At 62.9% G+C, this 14,361-nt stretch carries 13 protein-coding genes; 7 read left to right on the top strand and 6 right to left on the bottom strand.

Annotation, left to right across the window (positions count from 1 at the left end; all coding sequences use genetic code 11):
- Positions 1-120 precede the first annotated feature (120 nt).
- Positions 121-576 carry a DUF3093 domain-containing protein gene (locus tag JFC13_RS07095; RefSeq protein ID WP_198396378.1) on the bottom strand — a complete coding sequence of 152 codons (456 nt, stop codon included), beginning with the start codon at positions 574-576 and terminating at the stop codon, positions 121-123.
- 64 nt (positions 577-640) lie between these two features.
- On the opposite strand from JFC13_RS07095, the gene dut reads away from it, so the two are divergent.
- Genes dut through JFC13_RS07080 form a run of 3 tightly spaced genes read left to right on the top strand, consistent with a single transcriptional unit; the run spans position 641 to position 2,373 of the window.
- Entirely contained in the window at positions 641-1,114 is a 474-nt protein-coding gene (gene dut, locus JFC13_RS07090; protein ID WP_198396377.1) for a dUTP diphosphatase, read from the top strand.
- Positions 1,115-1,120: 6 nt separating this feature from the next.
- On the top strand, positions 1,121-1,993 hold the full coding sequence (locus tag JFC13_RS07085) for a DUF3710 domain-containing protein (RefSeq protein WP_198396376.1): 873 nt from the start codon (positions 1,121-1,123) through the stop codon (positions 1,991-1,993).
- 5 nt (positions 1,994-1,998) lie between these two features.
- Positions 1,999-2,373, top strand: a complete 375-nt coding sequence (locus JFC13_RS07080; RefSeq protein ID WP_198396375.1) for an OB-fold nucleic acid binding domain-containing protein — start codon at positions 1,999-2,001, stop codon at positions 2,371-2,373.
- A 42-nt stretch (positions 2,374-2,415) separates the two neighbouring features.
- Here JFC13_RS07080 and JFC13_RS07075 read toward each other — a convergent pair whose 3' ends face one another.
- The gene (locus JFC13_RS07075; protein ID WP_198396374.1) at positions 2,416-3,081 is read right to left on the bottom strand and encodes a potassium channel family protein; all 666 of its coding nucleotides are present in this window, start codon (positions 3,079-3,081) and stop codon (positions 2,416-2,418) included.
- Positions 3,078-3,749, bottom strand: coding sequence for a potassium channel family protein (locus JFC13_RS07070; RefSeq protein WP_009884402.1), 672 nt, complete (start codon positions 3,747-3,749; stop codon positions 3,078-3,080). The genes JFC13_RS07075 and JFC13_RS07070 overlap by 4 nt, the downstream gene beginning before the upstream one ends.
- Positions 3,750-3,885: 136 nt before the next feature.
- On the opposite strand from JFC13_RS07070, the gene JFC13_RS07065 reads away from it, so the two are divergent.
- A complete protein-coding gene (locus JFC13_RS07065; RefSeq protein WP_198396491.1) occupies positions 3,886-5,796 on the top strand; it encodes an APC family permease in 1,911 nt (636 codons plus the stop codon).
- 6 nt (positions 5,797-5,802) lie between these two features.
- Positions 5,803-7,116: a class I SAM-dependent RNA methyltransferase gene (locus JFC13_RS07060; protein WP_232488284.1), complete on the top strand. Its 1,314-nt coding sequence runs from the start codon at positions 5,803-5,805 to the stop codon at positions 7,114-7,116.
- Between the two features lie 73 nt (positions 7,117-7,189).
- Here the strand turns inward: JFC13_RS07060 and JFC13_RS07055 are convergent, their stop codons facing one another.
- Positions 7,190-7,381, bottom strand: coding sequence for a hypothetical protein (locus tag JFC13_RS07055; RefSeq protein ID WP_198396373.1), 192 nt, complete (start codon positions 7,379-7,381; stop codon positions 7,190-7,192).
- A gap of 275 nt (positions 7,382-7,656) precedes the next feature.
- Between JFC13_RS07055 and acnA the strand changes: the two genes are divergently transcribed.
- Together acnA and dxs are read left to right on the top strand one after the other, a co-directional pair.
- On the top strand, positions 7,657-10,341 hold the full coding sequence (gene acnA / locus JFC13_RS07050; RefSeq protein WP_232488283.1) for an aconitate hydratase AcnA: 2,685 nt from the start codon (positions 7,657-7,659) through the stop codon (positions 10,339-10,341).
- A gap of 259 nt (positions 10,342-10,600) precedes the next feature.
- Positions 10,601-12,541, top strand: a complete 1,941-nt coding sequence (dxs, locus tag JFC13_RS07045; RefSeq protein WP_198396372.1) for a 1-deoxy-D-xylulose-5-phosphate synthase — start codon at positions 10,601-10,603, stop codon at positions 12,539-12,541.
- Between the two features lie 29 nt (positions 12,542-12,570).
- Here the strand turns inward: dxs and JFC13_RS07040 are convergent, their stop codons facing one another.
- Positions 12,571-13,746 (bottom strand): HRDC domain-containing protein, encoded by a 1,176-nt coding sequence (locus JFC13_RS07040; protein WP_198396371.1) that lies wholly within the window; start codon positions 13,744-13,746, stop codon positions 12,571-12,573.
- Entirely contained in the window at positions 13,743-14,357 is a 615-nt protein-coding gene (locus JFC13_RS07035) for a DUF3000 domain-containing protein (RefSeq protein WP_198396370.1), read from the bottom strand. Before JFC13_RS07035 ends, JFC13_RS07040 begins: the two co-directional genes overlap by 4 nt.
- Positions 14,358-14,361: the final 4 nt, after the last annotated feature.

Here is a 14,361-nt window from a genome sequence, read left to right as displayed (position 1 = left end):
AAGAACGCGCCCTTGTCGGGGCGCGTTTCTGTGTCTCGGCCCGTTTCGGTCCGGGTGCGCCAGCTCGCTCCTCCGTCGAGGCAGTTGCTCACCACGTGAGTCTGCGAGCTGGCGCAAGTGTCAGGGCTTGAGAGCCGCGGCGAGCTCCATCGGACGTTTGCTCGAAACCAGCCAGTAGGGAGTCGGGTCGCTCTCATCGTGGATGTCGATGCGCACAGCACATTTGGCCCAAGGGCGCAGCATGAGGAATGCCCGAGCGTCGAGACCCGTTCCTCGGGCCGTCCGTGCGTATTCGGCGTCGTAGCCGGTGGCATCGGTGACGTATCGGCGATCGATATGCGCATCACCGACGAAGAGCTGTCGTTCGGTGACGATGATTGAGATCCCGAGCGAACGCAGCCACCACGCCAAGAGGACGAAGCTGATCACCGGGAGGATGATGGTGCCGGCCGTCCACACAGGGAGGACCATGAGTGCGGTCGAAGCCGCGGCGATCACGATGAGAATCCACATGCCGATGGAGGGACCGAGTTTCTCCCTGTAGACCACGCGTGTTTCGGGTTGAGTCGTTGCCATAGAGCCATTCTCCCATAACGGACTTTTTGGAAGCGCTCAGGCTTCGGCGTTAGAGTGCATCTTTGTGGCAGAAATCCTGAAGATTGACCTCAAACTGCTTGATGCAGGTATGACTCCTCCCTCCTACGCGCACGCGACCGATGCGGGTGCCGACCTGTGCTCGGCGATCGACTACGTCCTCGAACCGTTTGAACGGAAAGTCGTGCCCACCGGGATCGCAATTGCGCTGCCGGTCGGCTGCGCAGGATTCGTCCATCCGCGATCGGGACTCTCGAGCAGACACGGAGTCACCGTCATCAATGCTCCGGGCACGATCGACGCCGGCTATCGGGGTGAGATCAAGGTGCCGCTGATCAATCTCGATGCGCGGACTCCCCTGCGCATCTCGCGCGGAGACCGCATCGCCCAGCTCGTCATCCAGGAAATCAAACAAGCAGACTTCACTCTGGTCGAATCGCTGGACGACAGTGATCGCGGGGCAGGGGGCTTCGGCTCCACAGGTGGAGTGCAATCAGGTCTGACCGAGAAAGAGGTGTGAACGACCATGGGACTGTTCTCCCGATTCTCCAAGAAATCCTCCGCTGAGAAGATCGACGACAGCGTCGATGAGGAACATGACGTCGACGACGTTGTGACGAATGACACCGCTGCCGAAGACTCAACCGAAGCCGATTCGGACGAGACCGACTCGAGCGTGTCCGAAGGCTCGACTGCAGACGAAGACTCTGATGGCCCGACAGACGACGAAGACGTCGACGAACTTGACGAGGAGGCCCTGCTCGAGAAGTCCGCTCCCTTCGATCGTTCCGAGAAGGGCCCGTTCGACGCCGCAGAGGATTTCCCTGAGCTCAACCGGCTCGATCTGGGCGCTCTCAAGGTGCCGGTCGTCGACGGCATGCAGGTGCGCCTGGACACCGACGACGACTCCCAGCGAGTGCTGGCAGTGACACTCATCCATGAAGGCGGGGGAATCCAGCTGCAGGCCTTCGCGACCCCACGCTCGGAAGGACTGTGGAATACCGTTCGCAGACAGTTGGCCACCGGCGTGACCTCACAGGGCGGCGACGCCTCGGAGCTGCACACCTCGCTCGGCAAGGAGCTTGCTGTCGAGGTTCCTGCCAAGACCGAGGACGGCCGCCCAGGCAAGCGTGCCATGCGCTTCGCAGGAGTCGACGGTCCACGCTGGTTCGTCCGCGCAGTGTTCTCCGGCAAGGCCGTCACCGACGAAGAGATCCGGTCCGAACTCAGCGCACTCTTCCGGGGCGTCGTCGTCGACAGAGGACATGAGGCGATGGCTCCGCGTGAGCTCATCGTGCTCACCGCACCACAGGTCGACGGAGATTCTGAGACCAAGGACGAGGACAAGGACGAGCTCAACCCGTTCGAACGCGGTCCGGAAATCACCGAGGTCCGCTGAGTTCCATGCTGGATCTCATCACACGCCTTGTGCGTGACTTCGGGTCCAGGGACGCCGAGGCGCGGGCGGATCTGAGACTGGTGTCCCAGATTCCCGGCGTCATCAGCGTGCAGGATCTGACCCCTCGGAAGACGTCGAGGATCGCCGGTGTCGTCAGTGCAGTGACACAGTCATGCAGCGGCGACAGCCCCCGTTTGCACATCACGGTTGCCGATGGGACCGGGGAGGTCCATGCACAGTTCCTGGGCCGCCGCGAGATCAGCGGAATCAGGCCGGGAGCACTGATCGTCCTCGAAGGACGCTTCTGTGCTCATGACGGAGCGCTGAAGGCCCACAATCCGGTCTACGAGCTGATTCAGACCCGCGACGACCACGAGTGAACTGAGCCGACCTCGGGTGTCCCGCGACGACCAGGAGTGAGCTCATCGAGCGGGAGCCTGCAGCAGTTCGAGCAGCGCGCCTTCCTGATCCGGTGAGGAGAGGAAGAACAACTCATCTCCGGCCTCGATCACGTCATCGGCGCTGGGCGCGAACGCCCGCGAGTTGCGGATGATCGCGACGAGCACCGTGTCCAGCGGGAAGGCGATTTCGCCGATCCGTGAGGCGACGAGCGCGGACGACTCATGAACGGTGAACTCCATCAGACCAGCCTGACCGCGTTCGAAGCTCATCAGATGCACCAGGCCGCCGACCTCGACGGCCTCCTCGACAAGTGCGGTCATCAGTCGTGGAGTCGACACTGCCACGTCGACGCCCCAGTTCTCGTCGAAGAGCCACTCGTTCTTCGGGTTGTTCACCCGCGAAACGGTGCGCGGCACACCGAACTCCGTCTTCGCCAACAGAGACAGAACGAGATTGGTCTTGTCGTCACCGGTCGCGGCCACGACGACATCGGCCTCCTCGAGCTTGGCCTCACCCAATCCCGCCAGCTCGCACGCATCCGAGAGCAGCCATTCGGCCCCCGGTATGCGCTCATGGCCCAGAGCCTCCTTGCTCTGATCGATGAGCATGACCGTGTGCTTCTTGTCGAGGAGCTCCCGAGCCACTGAACGACCGACGGATCCGGCCCCTGCGATGACGACTCTCATTCTTCCTCCATTGCTCGCACCGGCTGGTCCAGGATCTTCTCGATCTCGCCGAGGCGGTCCACCGGGCACATCAGATGGACCAGATCCCCGTCCTGGAGGAGCAGATCCTCGTGAGCGAGGATGCCCTCGGAGAGGCGGGTGACGTAGGCGACCCGTGCCTTGGTCCTGGTCTCGATCTCCTTGATCGGCCTGGCTACCCAGCCGGGATCGAGATGGACTTCGGCGAGCACGAGCCTGCCTGAAGGCTCGCGGAATTCGGTGATGGATCCCTGCGGAACGAGTTTGCGCATCACCTGGTCGGCCGTCCACCTCACTGTGGGAACGGTCGGAATGCCCAGTCGTTCGAACACCTGGGCGCGGTTGGGATCGTAGATTCTGGCCGCGACGTTGACCACGCCGAAGGTCTCCCGGGCGACACGCGCGGCAAGGATATTGGAATTGTCTCCGCTGGACACGGCGGCGAAGGCGTAGGCGTCCGAAGTCTTCGCCTGGGAGAGGGTCTCACGATCGAACCCGATGCCGGTGATGGTGGAACCGCTGAATTCCCTGCCGAGCTTGAGGAACGCATCGGGGTTGCGATCGACTACTGCCACCGAGTGCCCGTTGGCATCGAGGGCTTTGGCCAAGGACGCTCCGACTCGGCCGCAGCCCATAATCACGAAGTGCATGGGTAATCCTCTCCGCATTGATCTACCATTAGTGCCCGTGGCCAGCAGTTTTTCTGATGCCGTCAAAAGACTACTCGTTGGACGGCCCTTCCGCAGTGAGGACAGGCGTGCGCCTGCGCTGAAGAAGCGCATCGCAATGCCCGTCTTCGCCTCCGACATGCTCTCGTCCGTGGCCTATGCCCCCGACGAGATCCTACTGGCGCTGTCCCTGACATCTCTTGTCGCTCTGACTGTAGCGCCCTGGATCGGTGTAGCCGTCGGCGCGGTGATCTTGGTGATCGTCGCCTGCTATCGCATCAACGTCAAGGCCTACCCCTCGGGCGGCGGCGACTACGAGGTCGCGTCGAAGAACCTCGGGCCCCGTGCCGGTCTGGTCGTCGCCGCGGCCCTGCTGGTTGACTACGTGCTGACCCTGGCCGTGTCGATGACGGTCTTCGCCGCCTACATCACCACAGCCTTCCCAGTTCTGGCCCCATACCGTGTCCCCGTGGCGATCATCGGGATTCTGCTCATCACCCTGGCCGGACTGCGTGGTTCACGCGCCACCCCTGTGCTGCTTGCCGTCCCGACCTACCTGTTCCTCGGCGCTGTATTCCTCACCATGTGCGTGGGCCTGCTGCGGGTCGGCGCCGGAGACCTCCCACAGGCGGAGACGGCCGATTACACCGTTGCCCACACGGGGATCAACGACGAAGCCACCCTCGGGCTGGCGACGGTCCTCATCGTCCTGCGCGCCTTCTCCTCGGGCTCGGTGGCATTGGCCGGTGTGCAGACGGTGGCCACAGCGGTGCCCGCATTCAAGAAGCCGCGCGGCAAGAATGCCGGCAACACCCTGCTGCTCTCTGGCCTGCTGGCGGCCCTGATGCTCACCGGCCTGACCTATCTGGCGTCGGTGACCGGGGTCAAATACGTCGACGATCCGCATCTCTACCTGATGCGACCCGACGGCAGTGCGGTCAGCGCCGAATACGAACAGGAACCGGTGCTCGCGCAGCTGGCCCATGCCATCTTCGACAATGCACCCGTGATGTTCTACCTCGTTGTGCTCGTCGCAGCGCTCGTGCTCATCGTCGCCGCGAACACCGCGGTCGAAGGATTCCCCGGCCTCGCCTCCCGGCTGGCACGCGACGGATTCCTGCCCAGGCAGCTGGCGACGAAGGGCGATCGGCTGACGTTCTCGAACGGCATCCTGCTCTTGGCCTTCGCCGCTATCCTGCTCGTCATCGCAACGCAGGCTTCGGCGACGACGCTGATTCAGCTCTATCTCGTCGGCGTCTTCGCCAGCTTCGTCGTCGGTCAAGCGGGCATGGTCCTGCATTGGAACAAGCGCCTGCGACTGGTCATCGACTCGAAGGCGCGGGTGCGGATGCACCTCAACCGACTCGTCAACGGGGCCGGGTGCATCATCGCCTCAGGTGTGCTGCTCGTCGTCATCGTCTCCAAATTCCTCGCCGGAGCCTGGCTGGCGGTCGCGGCGATGGCCGGACTGTTCCTGATCATGGGCGCAATCCATCGTCACTATTCTCGCGTTGCCCGGGAACTGGCCCCGGAGACGGACGGGGGCTCGCGCACGATCCCGTCGAACACCCACGCGATCGTCGTCGTCAATGAGATCAACAAACCGACGCTGCGAGCCCTGTCGTATGCCCGGGTGACACGGTCGAGTCAGCTCGAGGCCATCACCGTCGCCGTCGACGAGGAATCGGCTGGCGCGCTGCAGCGGCAGTGGAACGAGATGGCGCTGCCCGTGCCGCTGACGGTCCTCGACTCGCCGTATCGGGAGCTCCTCCGGCCGCTGCTGGCGCATGTGCTCGCTATCCGCCGCCGATCACCGCGTGACCTTGTCATCGTCTACATTCCCCAGTTCATCGTCGGGCGCTGGTGGGAACACATCCTGCACAACCAAGTAGCCTTGAAGCTGCGTACTCGTCTGCTGCTGGTCCCCAACGTCGTCGTGGTCTCCGTGCCCTGGCGGCTGCGTTCCTTCTCCCGGCAGTACGAGGGCGATGGACCCGAAAACGACAATCAACTGTACAGACAGGCCTGAATACCGATGAGCGCACCTTCAGCCGAAGAGATCCCGGCCATGGATCTGACCCTGCACATCGAGAGCCCGGCCGCCGGCGGCAGCAGCATTGCACGCCACGAGGGGCAGGTCGTCTTCGTCACCGGAGCCATCCCGGGGGAGACGGTGCGTGCTCGCACCGAGGCCGGATCGGCCGCGAAGTTCCTCCGCGCCGACGTCACCGAGGTGCTCGAGGCGTCCGAACATCGTGTTCGAGACCGTCGCGAGCAGTTCCTCGCCGAGGACGCGCAGAGTCCGAGACTGTTCGGTGGGATGGAGTTCGCCCATGTCGACCTCGCCCACAGCCGTGAGCTCAAGGCTCAAATCCTGCGCGACCAGCTTTCGCGCATTGGGCATATCGACCGCAGCGTCGATGTCGTGGCAGCACCGGGGGAGACGACCGGCCTGAACTGGCGGACCCGGGTCCAGCTGGCCGTCGACGGACATGGCCGCCTGGGCATGTTGGCCCCGCGTTCCCACGATGTCGTGCCCCTGGTCTCGCCTCCGTTGGCGGCATCCGCCATCGCCGAGGTTACCCTGACGTCCCTGCGCCTGCCGGGTGCCGATCGACTCGAGTTCGCCTGGTCAGGTGATCGCGGAGCCGCGATCGTACGCGGTGACTGTGATCCCTCGGCACTGACCGAGCTGGCACGGGCGCTGCCTGCGCAGTGGTCAGTCCTCGCCGATGCGCGAAACGGAAGCAGCCGGAAGAGGATCAGCACCAAGGGCGGCCACACGAAACTCTCCGTGGTCAGGGGAGAGGACCAACTGATCGAAAAGGTCGCCGGGCGTGACTACCGGGTCGCGGCTGATGGGTTCTGGCAGGTTCACGAACAGGCTCCCCAGCTGCTGAGCGCTCAGGTCAATGCGGTGCTGAGTGAGAAGACGCAGATGATCACGGATCTGTTCTGCGGAGTGGGGCTGTTGGGAATCAGCGCCGCCGATGCCACTGGTGCCAGGCTCTACGGGGTCGAAGGCGCGAAGTCGGCGATCGAGAACGCGAAGGTGAATGCACAGGGCCTCAACGCCGCCTTCGACGCGTCCCGGGTCGACCGAGTCACGATTCCGAACTCTGACGTCATCGTTCTCGATCCTCCGCGTTCCGGAGCGGGAAAGGCAGTCACCCGAGCTCTGCTCGAGTCGAGGGCGAAGACGATCGTCTATGTCTCCTGCGACGCTGCCACACTGGCTCGGGATCTGGCGGTCCTGGTCGACGGGGGATTTGCGATCGAGAGCCTGCGCGGCTTCGATCTGTTCCCACTCACTGCCCACGTGGAAACGGTCACCGTCCTCAGGCGATGACCGCATCGGGACTGCAGGCCCACCTCGGTGAGGGAGAGATCTCAATCGGAGTCCACCTCGGCGGCTGAGGATCTCAGGTTCGCGCTCTCTGGGGGAGGAGGATGAGGACGATGAGCGCGATGAAGGTGGTGAGGAAGCCCCATAGGCCCCACCATCCTGAGGAGCGGCCCTTCTCATCGGCCAGGGTTCGACAGATGACGGCGAAGATGATGCCGACGAGGAGTGCCCCGAATCCGAATCCGGCTCCGAGAGTGAACGGGTCCATGAATGCTCCTAGTTCGCAGCTGTTGATGTGACTCCAGATTAGGGACGTGCGGCGCCGCTTGGCGCGGGAGTTGTCCGGACTGTGACTTGGGGAAAACCCGATTCTCAGGTCACCGACAGGCAATGCTCCGAAGGTGGTCAAGGGCGAGCAAATGAGATAGAATTTATCTTGACGTCAAGATACTTTTGGAAACATTTGTGTCGCGTAAATCGGTGCGCGGCTCACGGGCTGGCCCGGTTTCTTGGATGAGTGTCGGATGAAACAGGAGAATCACGATGAGCAACGTCGATACGTTCAAATCGAAGAGCACCCTGACCGTAGGCGAAACGGATTACGAGATCTATCGCCTGGATCAGGTCCCAGGATCAGAGAAGCTTCCATTCAGCCTCAAGGTGCTGTTGGAGAATCTGCTGCGCACTGAAGACGGTGCGAATATCACTTCGGAGCATATCGAAGCCCTTGGCAGCTGGGATCCCAGTGCTGAGCCGGCTACGGAAATTCAGTTCACGCCCGCCCGTGTGGTCATGCAGGACTTCACCGGCGTGCCCTGCATCGTCGACCTCGCGACAATGCGCGAGAAGGTCGTCGAACTCGGCGGAAAGCCGGAACAGGTCAACCCGCTGGCTCCGGCCGAGCTGGTCATCGACCACTCGGTTCAGATCGACAACTTCGGCACCGCCGAGGCGATCGGGCTCAACATGGACATGGAGTACAAGCGCAACGGTGAGCGCTACCAGTTCCTGCGCTGGGGCCAGACGGCCTTCGACGACTTCAAGGTCGTTCCTCCAGGCATGGGCATCGTCCACCAGGTCAACATCGAACACCTCGCACGCGTCGTCATGCCGCGTGAGGTCGATGGTGTGCTCCGCGCCTACCCGGACACCCTGGTCGGCACCGACTCCCACACCACCATGGTCAACGGACTCGGTGTGCTCGGCTGGGGCGTCGGCGGAATCGAAGCCGAGGCAGCAATGCTCGGCCAGCCCGTCTCGATGCTCATCCCTCGCGTCGTCGGTTTCAAGCTGACCGGCGAAATCCCCTCCGGTGTGACCGCAACGGACGTCGTGCTCACGATCACCGATATGCTGCGTCAGCACGGAGCAGTCGGAAAGTTCGTCGAGTTCTACGGCGAGGGCGTCTCCGCGGTGCCTCTGGCCAACCGCGCGACGATCGGCAACATGAGCCCCGAGTTCGGTTCGACCGCTGCGATCTTCCCGATCGACGAGGTCACCATCGACTACCTGAAGCTCACCGGTCGTTCGGCCGAACAGATCCAGCTGGTTGAGGACTATGCCAAGACCCAGGGCCTGTGGCACGACCCCAGTAAGGAAGTTGAGTACTCGGAGTACATCGAGCTCGATCTCTCTACCGTCGTGCCTTCGATCTCAGGACCGAAGCGCCCGCAGGACCGCATCGAGCTTTCCGACGCGAAGAACCAGTTCGCCAAGGACATCCACAACTACGCGAAGCCCGGTGAAGAGAACAAGTCGGCTCCCGTCACCACCGGCGACGGATCCAGCTTCGAACTGGCCAACGGTGCTGTGGCGATCGCTTCGATCACTTCGTGCACCAACACCTCGAACCCATCGGTGATGCTGGCTGCAGGCCTCCTGGCCCGCAATGCTCGCAAGCGCGGACTCAACTCCAAGCCCTGGGTCAAGACCTCCATCGCCCCGGGCTCGAAGGTCGTCACCGAGTATTACAAGAAGGCCAACCTCATCGAGGACCTCGAGGCGCTCAACTTCTTTGTCGTCGGCTACGGCTGCACCACCTGCATCGGCAACTCCGGACCGCTCGATTCCGATATCTCGGAGAGCATCCAGGACAACGACCTGGCGGTCAGTGCAGTTCTCTCCGGCAACCGTAACTTCGAGGGCCGAATCAGCCCCGATGTGAAGATGAACTACCTTGCCTCGCCTCCACTGGTCATCGCCTATGCTCTGGCCGGAACCATGGACTTCGACTTCGAGAACCAGCCTTTGGGCCAGGACTCGGAAGGCGTGGACGTCTACCTCAAGGATCTGTGGCCCTCGCCGGAAGAGGTCGAATCGGTCATCGCTTCGTCGATCTCGACAGATATGTTCGACGAGGAATACGGCCGGATCTTCGAAGGTGACGACCGCTGGAAGGCGCTGCAGACGCCAGAAGGTGCGATCTTCGAGTGGGACGATGAGTCGACCTACGTGCGCAAACCCACCTTCTTCGACGGAATGGGCCTGGAAGCAGAGCCCGTTTCCGACATCAAGGGCGCACGCGTGCTGGCGAAGCTCGGCGACTCGGTCACCACTGACCACATCTCGCCTGCAGGTTCCTTCAAGGCCGACACCCCGGCCGGCAAGTACCTCATCGAGCACGGTGTCGAACGCAAGGACTTCAACTCCTTCGGTTCGCGTCGCGGCAACCACGAGGTGATGATCCGCGGCACGTTCGCGAACATCCGCCTGCAGAACCAGCTCCTCGACGGAGTCCAGGGTGGCTTCACCCGCGACTTCACGCAGGAGGGCGGTCCGCAGACCTCGATCTTCGACGCATCGGTGAACTACGCGAATGCCGGCACCCCTCTTGTCATCCTCGGTGGCAAGGAATACGGTTCGGGATCTTCGCGTGACTGGGCTGCCAAGGGCACGAAGCTGCTCGGCGTCGAAGCCGTCATCACCGAGAGCTTCGAGCGCATCCACCGCTCGAACCTCATCGGCATGGGCGTTGTGCCGCTGCAGTTCCCCGTCGGTGAGTCAGCTGACTCACTGGGTCTCGATGGCACGGAGACCTTCTCGATCTCCGGCATCACCGAGCTCAACGAGGGCAAGACTCCCAAGACCGTCAAGGTGACGGCCGCGAAGGAAGACGGAACCACCGTCGACTTCGATGCAGTGGTCCGCATCGACACCCCGGGTGAAGCCGATTACTACCGCAACGGCGGCATCCTGCAGTACGTGCTGCGGCAGCTCGCGACTGCTTGATCACAGGCTGCTGCTTCTTCGGCGGCAGCGTTGATTGACGAAGGCCGGTGGGTTCAACCCGCCGGCCTTCGTTGTCGTTTGGACGTGAGACCCCGCGGGGTCGGACAGCTGTGAAGGGACGCCCAGGGGAGTGTCACCAGACACAATCAGTGCCTGCCTCACCCTCGGGTGGACCAACTCTGCGTCGTGAGGCGTTAAGATGATTCGAGCGGAAATTGCAGTATCAGACCAACTATTGTGCATTCAGGAGCGAGGCCGAATGACATTCCTCGAGTCGATGAACTCGCCATCTCAGCTGCGTGAGCTCGACGATGCCGAATGCGAAGTTCTGGCGAAGGAGATCAGGGACTACCTGGTCACGGCCGTCGCCGGAACAGGTGGACACCTCGGCCCCAACCTCGGCGTGGTCGAACTCACTGTCGGTCTCCATCGCGTGTTCGAGTCTCCGCACGATACGATCCTCTTCGACGTCGGTCACCAGACCTACGTTCACAAACTCCTCACCGGACGTATGGGGGACTTCTCGAGTCTGCGCCAGCGTGATGGGCTCTCCGGATACCCCAGCCGGGCCGAGAGCGAACATGACGTCATAGAGAACTCGCACGCTTCAGCATCTCTGTCCTGGGCCGATGGAATCGCCAAGGCGCATCAGCTCAAGGGCGAAAGCGATCGCCACGTCGTCGCCGTCATCGGAGACGGAGCACTCACCGGCGGTATGGCTTGGGAAGCGCTGAACACCATTGCGGCTGACAAATCGACACCACCGCGCAAGCTCATCATCGTCGTCAACGACAACGGCCGCTCCTACGCGCCGACGGTCGGCGGGTTCGCTGAGCACCTCGACGAACTGCGCACCACCTCGGGATACGAAAAGCTGTTGTCCTGGGGAAAGTCGACGCTCAGGCAGTCGGGCGTACCCGGACGCGCCGCCTACAGTGCCATCCACGGGGTCAAACGAGGTCTCAAGGACATGGTCAGCGCGGAGCAGGCAGGCATGTTCGACGAACTCGGCATCAAGTACCTCGGACCGGTCGACGGACACGACCTGCCGATGGTCGAGAAGGCCCTCCAACGGGCCAAGCAATACGACGGCGGACCCGTTATCGTGCACATGATCACACAGAAGGGCCAGGGCTACGACCCGGCTCTCAACGACGACGCTGATCAGTTCCACTCCGTCGGCGTGATCGATCCGCTCACCGGCAAGTCGACACCGTCGAAGCAGACCTCATGGACGTCCGTCTTCGGCCAAGAGGTGCTCCGGATCGCACAGACGCGCGAGGACATCGTCGCCGTCACAGCGGCGATGCTCCTGCCGGTCGGCCTCGCAAAGTTCGCCGAGGCATACCCAGAGCGGGTCTTCGACGTCGGCATCGCCGAACAGCACGCAGTGGCATCCGCCGCGGGACTCTCCTATGGCGGGCTGCACCCCGTCGTGTGCATCTACGCGACGTTCCTCAACCGCGCCTTCGACCAGCTGCTCATGGACGTGGCCCTGCACGGCCAAGGGGTCACCTTCGTCCTCGACCGTGCCGGAATCACCGGACCGGACGGCGCCAGTCACCACGGAATCTGGGACATGGCGATGCTGCGTATCGTGCCCGGTCTCAAACTGGCAGCCCCTCGTGACGCCGCGCGTCTGACGGAGGAGCTGGCCGAAGCCGTCGCCATCGAGGACGCACCGACCGTGATCCGCTTCCCTCGTGGAAGCGTAGGTACAGATATTCCTGCGCTGCGTCGCCTCGATGACGGCGTCGACGTTCTGCGAGAGGTCCCAGCAGGTTCCTCCAAAGACGTGCTCATCGTCTCCGTCGGTCCGTTCGCCGGGCGCGCTCAGGAAGTGGCCGAAGAACTGGCCGACCAGGGAATCGCCTCAACGATCGTCGACCCGCGTTGGGTTCTGCCTGTGCCAGGCGGAGTCATCGACATGGCCGTTGAGCACAGCCTGGTTGCTGTCATCGAGGACGGCGTCAAGGTCGGCGGAATCGGTTCGCAGATCCGCAGCGACCTGCGGGCGGCTGACTCGCGGGTCGGTGTCCTCGAACTCGGTGCCCCTGATGAGTTCCTGCCGCAGGGCACCCGCGACGAGATCCTCGAATATGCAGGACTCGACGTGGCCACAATGGTCTCCGAGATCGTTCACATTCTGCCGTCAGAGGTCAGGAATCGGGCCCAGCAAGGATCACGCAGAGCCGTCTGACTAGCAGGGCCGTCTGACTGGCAAGAACCTCAGGCTGCAGGCAAGGTCTCGATGGAGTCTCTGAGCATCGGAGCACTCAATTCGACCTGCCATGGCCTGGCCCCGCGTTCGACGAGGAACTCCTCGACGTCGACGCCCGATTGTGCGCCGAGAGCCTTGACGATGGCGGGCTGCAAGAGCACGTCGTGAGGAATTTCGTGCTCTTCGGCCAGTTCTGCCATCGCAGCTTTGAGAGCAGAGACCCGATCCTTGATATCTGTGTGGCTGAACGGCGTCCGCGACTGAGCTGCGGTGACTTCTCTTCGCCCCGGCAGTTCGTCCACCGTCAGACGGGTCGCTTTGCGGTAGGCCCGGTAGAGTCGGCCGGAGTCGGCACGGGAGAGTTTGGGCCACTGTGCCATGATGTCGTCGCTCGAATGCACCCGGGACTGAGCGAGGGCGACCAGGTCCCGATCACGCAGAATACGCGAGGGAGCGGTATCGGTCTCGGCCGCCATCTCATCGCGAGCAGTCCACAGCTCCCGTACCTTGGCGATGTCCTTGCGTGACTTGAGTTTGGTCAATCCGTGCGTTCGGCGCCAAGGCTCAGCGTAGTGTTTGGGCTCGAAATCAAGGAGGTGTTCGAACTCCTGCGAAGCGAACTCCCACTTGTCGGCATCGATGAGCGCTTCGCGGAGGATGTCGCGGATGGGCAGCAGAACCTCGACGTCGAGGGCGGCGTAGTTGAGCCACTCCGTCGGAAGTGGTCGCTTCGACCAGTCGGCAGCAGAATGCTCTTTGGCCAAGCGAACACCGAGAGTCCGCTCCGCCACGGCTGCCAGACCGAACTTGTCCCATCCGAGCATGCGGGCAGCGAGTTCAGTGTCGAAGAGCGCCTCCGGCCGCATGCCGCGCTCCTGCAGGCAGGGCAGATCCTGAGTCACTGAGTGAATGACCCATTCATCTGCGCCGAAGGCCGAGTTGAGGGGGCTGAGGTCGGCAAGCACTTCCGAATCGAGCAGGAAGGTTCCTGCATTCGCGCGTCGCAGCTGAACCAGGAATGCGCGCTGGCCGTATCTGATGCCCGATGCGCGTTCGGCATCGATGGCGATGGGGCCGGATCCGTGTGCGAGCTCGTCACAGGCCGCGGAGAATTCTGCCTCGGAGTCGACGAGCGGCGGAACGCCATGAGCGGGTGTGGCCAAGAGCGGTAGTTCGGTTGTCATCGACGTCGCCCGGGCAGGGCTGAAACTCCTTCAGGAAGCGGTGGCAGTCCGGCAACTGTGCACAGCAGATCTATCCAGGCTTCGAAGTGATCGCCGATCAGTTCCGGCTCCGCGATCACGGGGGTCCATGAAGCGCGCAGCTCCAAGTCTATCGTGGACGACCGGTCGGCAAGAGTGCCGAAGCTCTCAGAGAGGACACGGGTCGTCGTGCCCCCGGCGGCGACGACCTCGCAGTCATTTGCTTCGAGGGCCTCTTCGAGCCAAGTCCAGGCCACAGGACCGAGCATCGTCTCATTGCCGAGTTCGTGCTCGAGCTCGGCGCGGATGTAGGACACGACACGGAACTGGCCCTCCCACTCCTCAGGGGAGCTGGGATCATAGAGGACGACGATGCGGCCCGTAGCCAATTCGTCGATCGTTTCACCACTGGCGCGAAGAAAGGTCTCATCGGCACTGACCTCGGCACCCAGAGCGTAGGAATACGGCGCCAAGCGAGCCGGCGCCGGTATTTCAGAGATCGAGACATTGTTCGTGTTCCGCGCTTCGCGCAGAACCGAGGTCACGGCGGAGAACTCCGACGGAATGCGATTGAGAGGTGAGGTGTTGACCACACTT

It is taken from the genome of Brevibacterium antiquum (assembly GCF_016107655.1).
Classification (GTDB): Bacteria; Actinomycetota; Actinomycetes; order Actinomycetales; family Brevibacteriaceae; genus Brevibacterium; species Brevibacterium antiquum.
The sequence above is the reverse complement of the archived record's forward strand: the minus strand, read 5'-3'. Positions and strand labels throughout refer to the sequence as shown.